The sequence below is a fragment of the Mycobacterium sp. genome (assembly GCF_036273375.1).
In the GTDB taxonomy this organism is placed as follows: Bacteria; Actinomycetota; Actinomycetes; order Mycobacteriales; family Mycobacteriaceae; genus Mycobacterium.
This window is the reverse complement of the sequence record NZ_DASUHS010000046.1, coordinates 15,160-29,616: the sequence shown is the minus strand read 5'-3', so window position 1 is coordinate 29,616 and position 14,457 is coordinate 15,160. Positions and strand designations below refer to the sequence as shown.

Here is a 14,457-nt window from a genome sequence, read left to right as displayed (position 1 = left end):
CCACCAAGGGCATACCCAGTTGCGCCAACGCACCTTGGTGTACCGGCAATGGAGGGGACCACGGCCGCGCGTCGCCGATATCGCCAAGGTAGAGGCTGACCCCGTGGTCGTGCAGCCAGCCCACCGCCCCCAGGCTCAGTCCGGGGACCGGCTCGTCCAGCGGCCGATTGGTGTCCCAGCCGCCGCGCACCACCACCGCATCACCGCTGTACAGGCTGACATCGGCGCGCTCTAAAGCGTTTTCGAGGTCGGCGGCCTCGACCCGATCATCGGCCTCGAGCTGCCCTCGGTCGGGCGCTAAGTCCAGCAACACCCCACGGGTGAGGATCCCCGCGCCGAACGCATCGGCCGATCCGTGTCGGATGCCGCCGGGGGTCACCGCCTCGCCCAGCGCCACTCCGGGATAGACCTTGTCGCCGGTCGGCACGTGCGAGACCGCGTCGATATGGGTCAAGCCCGCATTGTGGGTGTTGATCAACAACGAGTCGGTGATCGCCATCGGCGGCGTACCAGTGAAGTTCATCGTCTGCATGACCGCGGCGGGCATGGCAGCGGTGACGCCGACCGGTCCACCACCGGAGAGCGGCACCGGATTCACCACGCGCGCCAAACTGACATGGCGTCCACTGCGCACCTCGGCGGCGGCGCGCGCCCGAGCCTGCGCGTCAATGAGATTCAGCGTGCCGAGTTGATCGTCGTAACCCCACCGACCCCAATTCGTATGCAGATCTGGATCGTTCATGTCCGACGCTCTCCGTCGCGCGAACTTTCGGTCGCCTTGCGCCGTGCGGCCACGGCAATCATCGGGCCGGGATCGAAGTAATAGGGGCGGATTCGCAGATATGATGTCCCCGAAACCGGTTCAGCTCAAGGACTTGAACCGGGGGGCCGTCATGATCGGCGAGGGTAAACTCGACCAATTCGACGGCATAACCGTCCCCAACAGTTGTTGCCACGAACTCCATGCCGGTCACCGCTATCGTTTCGACCACGAGCGGGATCAATTCACGGAATGCGTCCTTGCCCCGGTAGATCCCGGCGAACGGCATGTACGGCGGGATCGTGATGGAGAAGTCATCGGTCAGCAGTTCTCGTGCCGCCGCGTGGTCGCCGGCGGCGCCGAGTGCGTAGTGGTTCTGAACCAGCTCGCGCTGCTCTTCTGGCGTCATGCTGAGACCTTCTCTCTTTCCAGGGCTCATCGATCCGTCGTAATGGGCAGTTGCAGATACGACGGGTGGGATCCACCGGTATAGATGACGTGTTGCCCGCTGTTTTGCGGCGTGTATTCGCGTAGTCCTGGCATCCATGAGCCAAACAGGTTCTGTGCGCTGATGATCAGTCGAAGCTGTTCGCCGGGATAAAACACCAATCCTATTGGTAGCAAGTCGATTTCGACCTCAACGACCTCACCTGGAGTCAGTTTCTCGACTCGGTCGAAACTGTGGGCGGGGACTTCGTCGGTCGACAGCGTCTTGTCTAGATGCCGCATCGACACGCGCAGCCTGCCGCTAGAACCCTTGTACCGCAGTATCGATGCTCCCCGCTCGGTGACGTCATGGATCATCGCGCCGTGGTTGGGGACGGTGAATTCCTGGAGGGGCGTCCCCTGCTCATTCAGCTTCTGGACAAAGACGAAGAGGTCCATGTCGTCGGCACCTTGTGCCTCGACCCACAGCCGCGCCTTGGGGTAACCCACCATCGTGGTCTGCTCGTCGAAGCGGACGGTGAAAGAGACCAGGCCAGGGCTGGTTTCCGCTTCGTACGCCGCCGTCGCCTCCCGCGCGGGTACCGCAGTTTGCAGCGTGCGCGAGCGACCGTCGAGGTAGAACATCGTGTAGGCGACGCCCTGCGGTGGAAACTGGTCTGCGGCCAGATTGACCCGGTCGCCGCCTTCAAGATCGAGAAGGGCGTAGCGGACGCGTGGGGTCTTTTCCCAGCCGTTGTCCTCACCTTTGAGAAAGTGATCGAAGAACCGGCGCAATTCTTCCCTGTTTGCCTCGTCGTAGTAGTCGGGCCACTCCTGGCTGTCGTGGATGCGCAACCACTTGTCTTTCGACCCGATTCGCCGCCAGGCACGGAAAGTTCCGGGTGTGTGCAGGGTGTTGGAGTAGCTGGCCACGACGTAGGCCGGCACGGTAATCCGGTCGAAGTCGGGAATTTTGTTCTCCCACAGAGCATTCATGAGCGGATAGCGCTCTGCCTCGGCGAGGATGTCCTCCTTGCGGCCCTTGCCCCAATAGCTGTTGTCCTGCAATTGTCGGGCGAACCCGGTGTCGGGCATGCCACCGCGCATCACGAGATCGCGGTAGACGTCGCTCACACCCTCCCACGGATTGATCGCCGCCAGGTGCGGCGGCTGTTCGGCCGCGGCGAACCACTGCGCCACTGCGAGATAAGAGGTTCCGCTCATCGCAACCTTGCCGGTGCACCACTCCTGGGCGGCCAGCCACTCGATCAAATCGTGGCAGTCCTCGCCTTCTTGGCGATCCCACAAGACGCTGTCACCTTCGGAGTCAGTGACGCCTCGAGGATCCGGATTGCAGATCGCATAACCGTGAGCGCACCAATATGCCGGGTCAGGTCCCTCGAACTTGTGCAGACCCGACACGATCCCGTTGTCCAGGCCAACCAGACCGAATACCCCCATTGCCGCCGGCGCGCTTCCCTCACCCTTGCCATACGGACTGAACGCCACAATGACCGGCACCTTCTCGGCACCCACCGGCCGCAAGATATCGACATAGATCGTCACACCGTCACGCATCGTGACCGCAACGTCCTTGTCGAGCACGATGCCGACCGGCAATGCCTTGAATGCAGACGCGAGCCGAAAGCCCGCCGGTAGCGTCCTGGTGCCCGGCTCGAACCCGCTCAACACGCCATACCGCTCACCTGGCTCCAAGGGATGGGACGGCATGAATACCTTCTCTCCCACGGCCATTTCCATTCCTTCCCAAATGAATCAATCGACTTCCCCAGCCTAGGGCCGATCCGGCAAAAAAATCAACGCTGGTTGATATTTGTCCTAAGGACGCGGTAGATTTTGGGTGGTGACGCTGAACAAGAAGCAGGCGCCTACGGGGCGCCGCGGGCGGCGCCCGGGGGTCAGTAGGACCCGCCGAACCATCCTCGATGCGGCCCGCGCGCGGTTCGCCAGCGACGGTTTCGCCGCGACGACCATTCGGCAAGTCGCGGCCGACGCCGAGGTCGACGCCTCGCTGGTGATGCAGTTCTTCCGGTCTAAAGATCAGCTATTCGGCGAGGTGATGTCGATCTCGCCGGATACGTTGGCGCGCTTGAGCGCCGCGTTCGAAGGGCCCGACGATAGCCTCGGCGAACGAGTGGTCCGCGCATTCCTTGACGTCTGGGAAGGGAATCCGCACGAGTCCGACCCGCTCGTGGCGATGTTGCGAGGTGCCATCGTCAACGAGCACGCCCGCGCACAGCTGCGTGAATTCATCCAGGCAAGACTGCTCGATGGCGCCCGCTCACGAGCAATCGACGACGCGGTGCTCCGAGCGGGGCTTGCATCCTCGATGCTGGTCGGACTCATCGTGGGACGACGAATCGTCGGTGTTCCCGCACTGGCGCACGCCGACCGTGACAAGCTGGTCGCGCTCGCCGCGCCCGCGATTCAGAGCGTGCTGACATCGAAGTGATCTCTCGACGCGTCAACCGAGGACCCGATTAGTCACTGGACCCGCCCGGCTCTGCCGCCACCGGCGCCGCGGCGATCACGCCTGTCATTGTTCAACAGCAGCGGTGCACAACCAGTCGTCAGATCCGTAACAGCGCTTCGACGTTGTTGTGCGCAATGGCGTGCATCTGCGGATCGGAAAGCCCTGAGCCGGTGAGGAATTCGGTGACGTTGTCGCGCTTGACGTAAGGGAAGTCCTCGGAGTAGATGATCCGCTCGGCGCCCAACTCGGCGACCACGTGGTCGAGCTGATGTTGATTGAACATTCCCGATGGGGTCACCCAGATTTGTTGCCGGTAGTAGTCGCTGATGTCGCGGTCGCGGCCCGCGCGTACCAGTGCGAAGGTCTCGTCGAGTCGTTCGAGCCAAAACGCCATCACTTCTCCCCAGTGCCCACTGAGCAGTTTCAGGCCCGGGTGACGGTCTAACGCGCCGGACAAAATCAGCCGGAGGATGTGGATACCGGCCTCGGCGTGCCAGCCGAATGCGGGGCCGGAGAACATGAGTCCGACGGCAGCGGGCCAGTCACCGAAGTAGTAGGGCCGAGAGACTTGGGGGCAGGGCAGTCCGGGGTGTACGTAGATCGGCAGGTCCACTGCCGCAGCTGCCGCAAGTATCGGATCGAAACGGGAGTCATCGAGGAACAGTCCCTCGAATGTTCCCGCGATCAACGCGCCCACGAACCCCAGGTCTCCGACACAGCGGCGCAGTTCCTCGGCTGCCTGGGCGGGGTCATAGAGTGGGAGTGTGGCAAAGCCCCGGAATCGGTCGGGGCGCTCGGAAATCTGTTGTGCCAGATTGTTATTCACCTGGCGACACAGATCTACCGACTCCGGGGCGGCCAATGATCCCGGGCTGCCGTTGCCGTGCGAGACGACTTGAACATCGACACCCACCGCATCCATATGCGCCAACCGATGCCCACCCAGCCGGCTGGCCGCGTCGGTGTCGTCATTGAACACCGAACCGAACTCGGCGAGCTCTTCGAACGGCAGCCCGCTGGGCGGCCCGCCCAACTGTAGGACCCGCTGGCTGACCTCGGGGTGCTCAAAGTGTTCCTCGACGGTGACAATGCGCATCAGCGTTAACTCCTTCAACTTTCCCACGGCCGTGCAGCGTCTGCGCCCACCGCGGCGGGATTCCCGCTGCGCCCTAATCCAATCCGGTCGGGGCGCCCCAAGCCAGCGCGCAAGATGCACTGGCCCCCGAAAGACATGACACGAGGCTGTCCCGAATCCGATGACACGCCGTAAACGCAATGTACCGCCACCGCCATGGTTCACTCGGACCGTGCTGCTGATCACCGGTCCGTCGGGCAATGTGGGTCACGAGCTCGTGGAAACCTTGCGCGCGAAGTCGCCCGACGGGCCGTGGAGGCTGGCCGGCCGCCACCCAGATCAGCTGCGCGACCGGGTGGGAGGCGCGGCGCAGGTGTGCAGGTTTGACTTCTTCGACCGGTCGACATGGGCGGAAACGCTGCGCGATATCGACGCCCTTTTCCTCCTGTTTCCGTTGCCGGGTAACCGTGCCGCACGCGAGGCGGTGATCCCGTTTGTCGAGGCCGCCGACGCCGCCGGTTGCCGGCACGTGGTGTACGTGTCGGTGTTCGGCGCCGACCGCGCCGCATTCATCCCGCACCACAAAGTCGAAGCCGCGCTGAAGGCATCGCCGATGAGCTGGACGCTGCTGCGGTGCAGCTTCTTCATGCAGAACCTGCACCGGTCCATCTCCACCCACGGCACCGACATCGTCGAACGTGGCGAGTTGTTCATCCCGGCGGGTCAGGGCCGGACCAGCTTCCTCGATGCCCGCGACGCGGCGGACGTCGCCGCGCAGGCACTCACCGAGCCCGCCGCACACCGCAACACGATCCATCACCTCACCGGACCAGCCGCGCTGACCATGACCGAGGTTGCCGCATCCCTGACCACAGCGTTGGGATACTCGGTCACCTACACCCACCCCGGGCTCATGCGCTTTACCACCCGGCTGCGCCGCCGCGGGGTGGACTGGGACGTCATCGGCTTCATGGCGGCCGTCTACACACTGACCCGGCTCGGCCAGAATCAGCCCATCACCGACGAAGTCGAGCGACTGCTGGGCCGACCACCGCGCACGCTCGAGCAGTTCCTGCGCGATAACGCCTGGCGCTGGCAGCAACGCGCATGGACCTAGAGCCCTTAACATCATTTTCGCCAGAACAGATGGTGCTCACGCCGCTGGGGCTGGGCGCAATGTCGAGATAGAACCGGTAGAGCAGTTCATCGGGTGAATCCCAGAATCGTAGTCCGGACCCGAGCTTGATCGGGCAGACCGCCACATGCATAGTGTCGATGAGGCCGGCGTCAAAGGAATGCCCGGATAGTGGTTCCCCCTCCACGCGGAGTCGGATGTCGTTGCCTTGCGCCGCCTCCGCGCCTTGCGAGGACCGTGGCCGGCTCGCCATCGACGAAGTGAAACGTGGTGTCGCAAAGGGTAACGAAGGACGTTGGTGATGGGTCATGACGAACACGGGGGTGCGGAAGGTGGCTTGTGACCCCACCAGCCGCGCCATTTATGGTCGGGCCAGGCCCGCGCCGGGGGCCGAACTTGTTACGGCCCATGATCTCGGCGCCGATGTTGCGCACATAGTCCCGAGTGAAGTAGTCATCGAGGCCCTGCTCGCTCCGGGGTGTTCGGTGCGCATAGGCCAGCTCGCCGTGGCGCCGGCCTAGGCGAAGAGCCTCTCGCGATGAGCGAGGCCGAACGGACGCTTCCAAGCTCTAATTCTCACCCGCGTCGATTCCGTCGCGTGAGACGTTGAAGTTCGGCACTCTCAGCAGCTGAGCCACGTGTTTCTGTTGTGCTGTCACGAGAGGTAGTAAGACTGCCCGGGCGGGTAAGAGCCATCGCTGCGTCCGTATTGCCCACGTCCACGTGTCGAGGCGTGCTCCGCCAAGAGGAATCGTCGAGCGCTGTGAGTACACCTAGGCGTCCGCACCCGCGAGCAGCTTTTCGAGATTCTCGGTCGCGGCCGCCAACTGCGTCCTGATCACCCCCAACATCCGCTCGCGCAGCCGGGGGTCGTCAGGCAGTCGTAACCCGAGCTCAGAGATCAGGTCGAGCCGCGACGCGTTCAGCCATGACGCCAGCTCGGGATCTTCCAGCCAGCGCAGCTGATTGCGGTTGTCTGCGATTGTCACCCGCAACCAATCGAGATCAGCATCGGGATGCGGTATGGGGGTGCACAGTTCGTTCTTGGCGTCCTCGTCTCGTCCCGTCGTCTCGACATGTGCGATGAACGCCGCGCTGAACACCGGCTGGCAGCCGCGCACGCTCTGCAGGGTGATCTTGCCGGCGTCGAACACCGAGGTGGCCGACCGCCGCTCCAGCCCGTCCGCCGTGCAATCGATATGCAGCGTCGACGGACTTGTCGGCACTTCTCCGTCGTCAAGGACTATCTTGTCGGCATCGATCCGCCTGACATGTCCCATCCGGACGACGTCGTTGATCCGGCGCAGCTGGTCAAGTTCGGCAGGTGAAACGATGGCACAGCGATACATCCGCGGCCGGATCGCCGGATCGAGGCGCAGCAGGCTGCCCGCCACATCGAGTCGTTCGAACAAGTCTTCGATTGACGTCGCTTCGCTTGCGATTGTTATCCGCGTTGATATCGCTGCAGCGCCGCTCTGGGCGAACAACGGCCCCGGCTGCACGGTCGTGCGGTCCAGCAGCCACGCGTCCCGTGGCATGATCCAGGTCAACTTGTCGGGCGAGACACCGTGGCGCAGCAGCCACGAGCACGTATCCATCCCGGTCTTCCCGCCGCCGACAATCACATACCGATCCCGGCCCACGGCGCACGCCGGGAGATCGTTTGGCGGCACGCAGTCGACTTCGGGGGCGACGGCGTAGTTGGGCGGTCGCATCGACGGCACAACGGTCCGCAGGAAGGTGGTGTCGACGATGCGCTTTCGCGCCGTGACGGTGTACTGCTCGCCTACCAGCGTGCTGAACCGGCCGTCGCCGTGATACTCGCTCATTGGGAAGTAGGAGACTCGCCCTGTCGGCAGGAACTGCTCGTGCATAACCTTTTCGAAGTAGGCCAAGACTTCATGGCCGCTGGCGAGTTCGTAGAATCCTTCGTTCCAGCCGACGACGTCGATGGTGTCGCTGCCGAGCTTGCGCGAGTTGACGCCATAGAACGCCGACGGCTGGTGGAGCCGCACGAACGGGTATGCGGTGAGCCAATGCCCACCGGGCTGGTGGCCGCGGTCGACGACGACGACGGTCGATTCGGTCTCGGACACCAGGGTGTCGGTGAACGCCATGCCCGTAGCGCCGGCGCCCACCACCAAATAGTCGGTCTCGATGGTCTTCATTGGGGACCGACGGTATCGCATACGCGCGTGGTGCGGTCAAATGAGACGGCCCAGGCTGTGCAGCTGATCAGTGCGGTCGACTTCGGTCCTCCAGCTCGATATGCGCCGCGCCGGCCTCGATGACGAACTCGTGAACCCGGTCGGGGGCCGGCAGTCGCAACGCCCCTTGCCACTGTGCCTCCGAGAGCGCCGCCAGAAAGGTGTCAATCCCTGCGCCGTCAGCAGCCAACAGCACAACATCCTCGCCCCTGAAGGCGCAGACATGCCTGATGCGAATCATGTTGGCACGGCAGCTTTCAGAAGGCCATGTCGCAGCAGACCCACAGCAATGGGCCGACCAAGACCAAAGCCAACAGGGTGAGGCCACCGATCAGCCGCCACGCAATCGTCGAGCGAAAGATCACCGCCGCAAGAGCCGAAGCGGTCGACAGCACAGTCAACACGGCCGAGATCACAACTTCGGTGCGCGCTGACTGCACCGCGGACTCGGACAGCGGCGGGAAGAAGCCGGCTTCCAATTTGAACGCCAGAGCGCGATTGCTCTCCGCCATCAGCAACAGAAGAAGCGCGAGCACCATCGTCGCCAAACCGACCAGCGACAGGCATGCTCCAAAGATATTGCGGTTACGGGGATCTATCGGGCCCGTGTAGTGGGGCATCTCGTCCACAACCCAAATCGTAGGGCTTGATCCACGGAGGAAGGAGCGAAGCAAAGGCTTTCACGGTTGGCCGGAGTTGGCCAACTGATCACGTGGTGGCTACCTGGTCGTGACACCGTGCTGGTGTGCGACCGGAACCGTCGGCCGGCCAACCGCGCCTGGCCGGCCGGTTCCACAACTGGTGTGCGGCGTTCGTCGGGCGGTTGCCATTCGGGCTCGCGGCATTCGTCGCACCGACGTTAGTTGGTTTCTGTGTGATCAACGGCTTTACCTTCGGCGTCGATCTGACGATCCTCACGGGCTTGCGTGGCGCGTTCGGCCTCCCGGTGCCGATCGCCGTCACCGTTGCGTACGGATGTGCGTTGGCACTCAGCTACGTGCTCAATCGAATTTTCAATTTCCGGTCCCATGCGCCCGTCGGACCGCAGGTTGCGATCTACGTCGTGGTGGTGGTCGTCAACTATTTGGCTTTCATCCTCGGGGTGACCACGGCGCTGGTCGCCATTGGCGTGCATTACCAGCTGTCCCGGCTGGTGGCGGGCATGTGTGAAGCGGTGTACATGTATTGCGCGATGAGGTGGCTGGTCTTCCGCCGCTGACCGGTGAGCCGGGCGCGCGGTTGTTGGCCGAGGTGTAGCCTGCGCGTGACCTTCCTGCGACGGCGACGAAGGACGCTCGACACGTGACGGTAATCGCGGCGATCGCCGCGCTCGCGACAGCAACGTGCATCGGCTACCACTTCGGACGGCGCGCGGCCTCGACGCCGCCAACCTGGAAGAAGCGAACGAGTCGGATCGCGCTGGGCAGGCAGGCCCTCAACCTGCTCGCGATGATCACGGCGCGTCGAATCCAGCAGCGGTTCCAGGCCGAGCGCTTCCTCTCCGGCATGGCCGCCAGATGTGGGTTGAGAGCCATTGCGCCACTTCAAATTCGACGCGGTGGCGTGGTGCGGTTGCGGTCCTATTAGTGTGCACCGGCATGGCTGCACTACAAGACAAAGTGGCGTTGGTGACCGGAGCGTCGTCGGGCCTGGGCGCCGAAACCGCAAAGCTGTTCTCACGGCAGGGTGCAACGGTTTTCGGCATCGGCCGCGATACGGATCGCTTGGCCGACGTGTTCGCCGACGTCGAACGCGGCGGATTCGCGTCGGTGGACATCGGTTCGGTGCAGGCCTGCCGAGACGCGGTCGAGCAGTGCATCCGTGATTTCGGTGGACTCGACGTCCTGGTCAATGTCGCCGGGCGACACCAGATGCGCCGCACGGAGTCGATGACAGCCGACGACTGGGAACAAGACCTTGCGGTCAACCTCAATGGGCCGTTCTATCTCTGCAGGGCGGCGCTGCCTCATCTGCTGAAACGCGGCGGCAACATCGTCAATGTCAGCTCGATCGCCGGAGTCGAGGGACAGGCGTATTCGGCCGGCTACTGCGCCGCCAAGCATGGCCTGATCGGCCTCACCCGTGCGTTGGCCGTGGAGTACACCGCGGATCGGTTGCGCGTCAACGCGGTATGCCCTGGCGGCATGCTCACGCCGCAGATCGAGAAATTCAGCGCACCTGACAATCCCAACTACGACCTGATCATGCGCACGGCTTCACCGCGCGGCATGATGCAACCCTTCGACGTAGCCAACGTGATCGCCTTCCTTGCCAGCGACGCCGCGGCCGCGATCCATGGCGCTGTCTATCGGGTCGACAACGGTAAGGGCGCCGGGTAACGGTTCGGGCACGTTTCGATCACCCCCCGACACGTCGTGCGGCACCAGGCTTCTCGTGGTTGACAATTCGGGGCATGACGCAATCGCGGGAGTCCGACGATGGCGCGTGAAATCTCGCGACAGGCGTTTCTGCGGGGCGCCGTCGGAGCGTTGGCCACCGGCGCTGTCCTCGGCGCACCCCGGGTCGCGGCCGATCCGCGACCTACCGGATGGGAAGGCCTATCGACCGCCCTCGGCGGAAAGGTGCTGCTTCCGGACAACCCTCAATTCGCCGGGGCCAAACAGGTTTTCAATACCAACTACAACGGGTTGACGCCGGCGGCGGTCGTCACCCCGACATCGGCGGCCGACGTGCAGAAGGCGATGGCATTCGCGGCCGCCCACAACCTCAAAGTCGCCCCACGCAGCGGCGGGCACTCCTATATCGGCGCGTCGACCGCCAACGGTGCCATGGTGCTCGACCTACGCCAACTGCCCGGGGACGCCAATTACGACGCCGCCACGGGACAGGTGACGGTAACGCCGGCCACGAGTCTGTACACGATGCACCGGACGTTGGCCGCGGCCGGCCGCGGCGTCCCAACCGGTACCTGTCCTTCGGTCGGTGCCGCGGGGCACGCACTGGGCGGCGGCATGGGGGCCCAATCGCGGCATGCCGGCCTGCTCTGCGACCAGTTGACATCGGCGTCGGTGGTGCTGCCCAGCGGTCAGGTGGTGACCGCATCCGCCGCCAGCAACCCGGACCTGTTCTGGGCGCTGCGCGGCGGCGGTGGCGGCAACTTTGGTGTGACGACCTCGCTCACCTTCGCCACGTTCCCGACCAAGGACGTCGACGTCGTCAACCTCAACTTCCCGCCACAGTCGTTCGCGCAGGTCCTCGTCGGTTGGCAGAACTGGCTACGCACCGCCGACCGCAACAGTTGGGCGCTGGCGGACGCCACCGTCGACTCGATGGGCATGCATTGCCGAATCCTGGCGACCTGCCCGGCCGGATCGGGTAACAGCGCCGCGGCAGCGATCACCCAGGCGGTGGGACTGCAACCCTCGGGCACCGAGAATCACACCTTCAACTACATGGACCTGGTGAATTATCTGGCCGTCGGAAACCTCAACCCGTCGCCGTTGGGGTACGTCGGTGGATCCGACGTCTTCGCCACCGTCAACGCGGGCGTGGCACAAGGGATCGCCTCGGCGGTCAATGGCTTTCCTCGCGGTGCCGGCCGCATGCTGGCCATCATGCACGCTCTGGACGGCGCCCTCGCCACGGTGGCGCCCGGCGCCACTGCCTTTCCATGGCGCCAGCAGTCGGCGCTGGTGCAGTGGTATGTGGAGACGGGCGATCCCGCGGCCGCAACCAATTGGCTCAGCACAGCGCATCAAGCGGTGCAACAGTATTCGGTTGGGGGCTACGTGAATTACCTCGAGGCCAACCAGTCGCCCTCGCGTTACTTCGGCCCGAACCTATCCCGGCTGAGTGCCGTCCGGCAGAAATACGATCCCGGCCGGGTCATGTTTTCGGGGCTGAATTACTAGCCGCCAACCGCCACCCGGCGCGCGCCACGGGCAGCTGACACTCGATGGTTAGCCCGGCTTGGCACGGGGTACTTCCAGTGTGTCTGTGGCGAGTTAAGGGGTTGACGAATGGCAATCGAGCACGGTCGTGCACGGTGCCCGCGTTGCATGGCGTGGGCGCAGTACCGGTTTCTTGAGCGCGATGACGACAAGCTCGAGTATCAGGTGGATTGCGATGCGTGCGGCAACCTGTACTCCGAGGTGACCATCGCGTCGACCGTAACGACACCGGCCGCCTAACCATCCGCCTCGGCTTTCGCTCCACGCTGAAGCGGCGGGCGCGACCTGCTACGTTACGAATCTCCCTCCTGGTGTAAAGTTTGAACCGCGAGCCAAGACGCCCCCACACTGGAGCAGCGCCTAGTGCGCGCAACGCCGTGCGAAACGCGTTGAAAGGGGCGGCGTGAACGATGTATTGGCGCGAGCCGGCATATTCCAGGGGATCGCTCCTGATGCGGTCGATGCGTTGGCTCGCCACCTGCAGCACGTAGCCTTCCCGCGCAGGCGGACCGTCTTCGTCGAAGGCGAGCTGGGTGACGACCTCTACGTCATCTTGTCGGGTGCGGTGAAGATCCGCCATCAGACAACGGACGGTCGCGAAACCGTTTTCGCTGTCCTGGGTCCCGGGGACGTGTTCGGTGAGCTGGCGCTGTTCGATCCCGGCCCGCGAACCTCGACGGTGATCACCCTGACGGAGGTGAAAGCGGTCAGGATGGACCGGCACGCCCTACGGACATGGATTGTCGAACGCCCCGAAATCGCAGAGCAGCTGCTGCGGGTGCTGGCACGCCGACTCCGGCATACCAACAACACCTTGAGCGACCTGATCTTCACCGACGTCCCCGCCCGGGTGGCTAAGCAAATCCTCAACCTGGCAATGCGATTCGGCACCAGCAACGGGGAATCGATGCTGGTCGAGCACCACCTCACGCAGAAGGAACTCGCTCAACTCGTGGGGTCCTCGCGTGAAACGGTCAACAAGGCGCTATCAGACTTCGCCCAACGGGGTTGGATCCGCCAGCAGGGCAAGGCCCTCATCATCGACCAACCCGCGAACCTGGCCCGCCGCGCGAGGGCTTGACGCCTCGTGCAAAACCCTTCATGCCCTAGGTGATCGACCAGAATTCCAGCAGAGTACGCAGCGCGGCGACCAAGGGAAGTGGTTGATCCAGCATGGGATGGTGGCCGGCCAGGGCCAACTCCACGAAGGGGCCACGCAGCTGAAGCAGCGAACGGATCCGTTCGGCCATATCGGGCGGCACCAACCCGGCTTCGCAGCGCAAATACCCTACGCGGCAACGCATCGCGGCCAGCATGGTCTCCAACGACTCCTCGTCGGCGGGCGTCGGCTCGAGAAACTCACCATCGAAGATGGCCGGGTCGAACTTCCAGATCCATCCTCCGTCGGTTTTGCGTACCGACTCGCTTGCTATGTGTTGTCGGACGTAGGGCAGGATCAACTCCTGCGACGGCACGGCCGTGAAGCGGGCCAGGATCTCGTCCCTCGTCCGGTACCGGGTGTGTCTGCGCCTGCGCAGTCGCCCTTCCTCCGGTGCACGCTCCCACAACGGCGAGTCGATCACCAGCATGCTGTTGATCTGCCGGCTGTAGTGCATCGCGGCCGTGGATACGACCCAACCGCCCATACTGTGGCCGACGATCGTCGGCCGGCCCGCGGGTCCGGCGGCTGCCGCGACCGCCATCACTTCGCTTGCCCAGGTTCGTAGGTCGTAACCGCCATGCGATTCGCTGTCACCATGCCCGGACAGATCCGGCGCGATCACCCTATGGGTGCGGGAAAAGAACGGCGCGATGTGATCCCACCAACCTGAATGTGCTCCACCGCCGTGGACGAGCACCACCGGCGGCTGGTCAGCAGCGCCCCAGACGCGCAGGTGTATGCGGCGACCGTCGACGTCGACGTCGCAGTGCTCTGGCTTTTGATCGAGTGCTGTGCTGAACCAGGATGGTGTGATCGGCATCTGGCGCGAACGGGAAAACAGTTTCTTCGACCTCCGAAGCTTCAAACGCTTTGTCTTGATTCAGCTTTCGCGGATTCAGGAATTCGCCCCGGCGAGCCGGACAGTGACGGTGACAGCTCCCTTTTCGTCCTGCTTGGCGACGGCGTGTCCAGCGCATTCGGTCTCGTCAAGCCGCAGCGTCAGGGGCGCGCCGGCGTTGAGGAAGTTGCGCCACCACGTCTTCGCCTCGGGCATCCCGACGCTGATGACGACGTCGCCGCCGGAACGGCGGTAGGCCACCGGGAGGCTGTATGTGCGTCCGGAGCGTCGACCCGTGTAAGTCAGCATCGTGATGTTGCGATTGATCAGCCGGCCAAAGCGACGGGAGTTGGCCAGGGCGGCTATCGGCGCATTGAAAACAGGCGCGGCTCGCATAAGGAGGCGGCCGAGTTTGTTGGGACCCACGGGGAAAGTATCGCAGCAAATTC

At 64.0% G+C, this 14,457-nt stretch carries 17 protein-coding genes and 1 pseudogene; 8 read left to right on the top strand and 10 right to left on the bottom strand.

The window, feature by feature from the left end:
• The 3 genes from VFW69_RS04805 to VFW69_RS04795 all read right to left on the bottom strand — a co-directional run.
• A partial coding sequence (locus tag VFW69_RS04805) for a cyclase family protein (protein WP_526498701.1) occupies positions 1–742 on the bottom strand: 742 nt, incomplete at its 3' end.
• Positions 743–800: 58 nt separating this feature from the next.
• Positions 801–1,169, bottom strand: coding sequence for a nuclear transport factor 2 family protein (locus VFW69_RS04800; RefSeq protein WP_526498699.1), 369 nt, complete (start codon positions 1,167–1,169; stop codon positions 801–803).
• A gap of 26 nt (positions 1,170–1,195) precedes the next feature.
• Complete coding sequence (locus tag VFW69_RS04795) at positions 1,196–2,941, bottom strand: CocE/NonD family hydrolase (RefSeq protein ID WP_526498697.1); 1,746 nt, start codon at positions 2,939–2,941, stop codon at positions 1,196–1,198.
• A 109-nt stretch (positions 2,942–3,050) separates the two neighbouring features.
• On the opposite strand from VFW69_RS04795, the gene VFW69_RS04790 reads away from it, so the two are divergent.
• Positions 3,051–3,659, top strand: a complete 609-nt coding sequence (locus VFW69_RS04790) for a TetR/AcrR family transcriptional regulator (protein WP_526498695.1) — start codon at positions 3,051–3,053, stop codon at positions 3,657–3,659.
• Positions 3,660–3,777: 118 nt separating this feature from the next.
• On the opposite strand, the gene VFW69_RS04785 is transcribed toward VFW69_RS04790, so the two are convergent.
• The gene (locus tag VFW69_RS04785; RefSeq protein ID WP_526498693.1) at positions 3,778–4,776 is read right to left on the bottom strand and encodes an amidohydrolase family protein; all 999 of its coding nucleotides are present in this window, start codon (positions 4,774–4,776) and stop codon (positions 3,778–3,780) included.
• A 211-nt stretch (positions 4,777–4,987) separates the two neighbouring features.
• On the opposite strand from VFW69_RS04785, the gene VFW69_RS04780 reads away from it, so the two are divergent.
• Positions 4,988–5,872 carry an NAD(P)H-binding protein gene (locus VFW69_RS04780; protein WP_526498691.1) on the top strand — a complete coding sequence of 295 codons (885 nt, stop codon included), beginning with the start codon at positions 4,988–4,990 and terminating at the stop codon, positions 5,870–5,872.
• Between the two features lie 11 nt (positions 5,873–5,883).
• Here the strand turns inward: VFW69_RS04780 and VFW69_RS04775 are convergent.
• From VFW69_RS04775 to VFW69_RS04760, 4 genes and pseudogenes are all read right to left on the bottom strand, one after another.
• Positions 5,884–6,528: pseudogene (locus VFW69_RS04775) on the bottom strand (dihydrofolate reductase family protein).
• Positions 6,529–6,663: 135 nt separating this feature from the next.
• Positions 6,664–8,058: an NAD(P)-binding protein gene (locus tag VFW69_RS04770; RefSeq protein WP_526498689.1), complete on the bottom strand. Its 1,395-nt coding sequence runs from the start codon at positions 8,056–8,058 to the stop codon at positions 6,664–6,666.
• Positions 8,059–8,125: 67 nt separating this feature from the next.
• Entirely contained in the window at positions 8,126–8,338 is a 213-nt protein-coding gene (locus VFW69_RS04765) for a hypothetical protein (RefSeq protein WP_526498687.1), read from the bottom strand.
• 16 nt (positions 8,339–8,354) lie between these two features.
• Entirely contained in the window at positions 8,355–8,726 is a 372-nt protein-coding gene (locus tag VFW69_RS04760) for a hypothetical protein (protein WP_526498685.1), read from the bottom strand.
• A 116-nt stretch (positions 8,727–8,842) separates the two neighbouring features.
• Between VFW69_RS04760 and VFW69_RS04755 the strand changes: the two genes are divergently transcribed.
• The 6 genes from VFW69_RS04755 to VFW69_RS04730 all read left to right on the top strand — a co-directional run bounded on the left by VFW69_RS04755 (position 8,843) and on the right by VFW69_RS04730 (position 13,089).
• Positions 8,843–9,316, top strand: a complete 474-nt coding sequence (locus tag VFW69_RS04755) for a GtrA family protein (RefSeq protein WP_526498683.1) — start codon at positions 8,843–8,845, stop codon at positions 9,314–9,316.
• Between the two features lie 83 nt (positions 9,317–9,399).
• Positions 9,400–9,684, top strand: coding sequence for a hypothetical protein (locus VFW69_RS04750; RefSeq protein ID WP_526498681.1), 285 nt, complete (start codon positions 9,400–9,402; stop codon positions 9,682–9,684).
• Between the two features lie 11 nt (positions 9,685–9,695).
• A complete protein-coding gene (locus tag VFW69_RS04745; RefSeq protein WP_526498679.1) occupies positions 9,696–10,436 on the top strand; it encodes an SDR family NAD(P)-dependent oxidoreductase in 741 nt (246 codons plus the stop codon).
• Between the two features lie 99 nt (positions 10,437–10,535).
• Positions 10,536–11,969: an FAD-binding oxidoreductase gene (locus tag VFW69_RS04740; RefSeq protein ID WP_526498677.1), complete on the top strand. Its 1,434-nt coding sequence runs from the start codon at positions 10,536–10,538 to the stop codon at positions 11,967–11,969.
• Between the two features lie 147 nt (positions 11,970–12,116).
• Entirely contained in the window at positions 12,117–12,248 is a 132-nt protein-coding gene (locus VFW69_RS04735) for a hypothetical protein (protein WP_526498675.1), read from the top strand.
• A 163-nt stretch (positions 12,249–12,411) separates the two neighbouring features.
• Positions 12,412–13,089 carry a Crp/Fnr family transcriptional regulator gene (locus VFW69_RS04730; RefSeq protein ID WP_526498673.1) on the top strand — a complete coding sequence of 226 codons (678 nt, stop codon included), beginning with the start codon at positions 12,412–12,414 and terminating at the stop codon, positions 13,087–13,089.
• A gap of 25 nt (positions 13,090–13,114) precedes the next feature.
• Here VFW69_RS04730 and VFW69_RS04725 read toward each other — a convergent pair whose 3' ends face one another.
• Together VFW69_RS04725 and VFW69_RS04720 are read right to left on the bottom strand one after the other, a co-directional pair.
• Positions 13,115–13,990 carry an alpha/beta fold hydrolase gene (locus tag VFW69_RS04725; protein WP_526498671.1) on the bottom strand — a complete coding sequence of 292 codons (876 nt, stop codon included), beginning with the start codon at positions 13,988–13,990 and terminating at the stop codon, positions 13,115–13,117.
• Positions 13,991–14,065: 75 nt separating this feature from the next.
• Positions 14,066–14,404 (bottom strand): nitroreductase/quinone reductase family protein, encoded by a 339-nt coding sequence (locus VFW69_RS04720; protein ID WP_526498669.1) that lies wholly within the window; start codon positions 14,402–14,404, stop codon positions 14,066–14,068.
• Between the last annotated feature and the right edge of the window lie 53 nt (positions 14,405–14,457).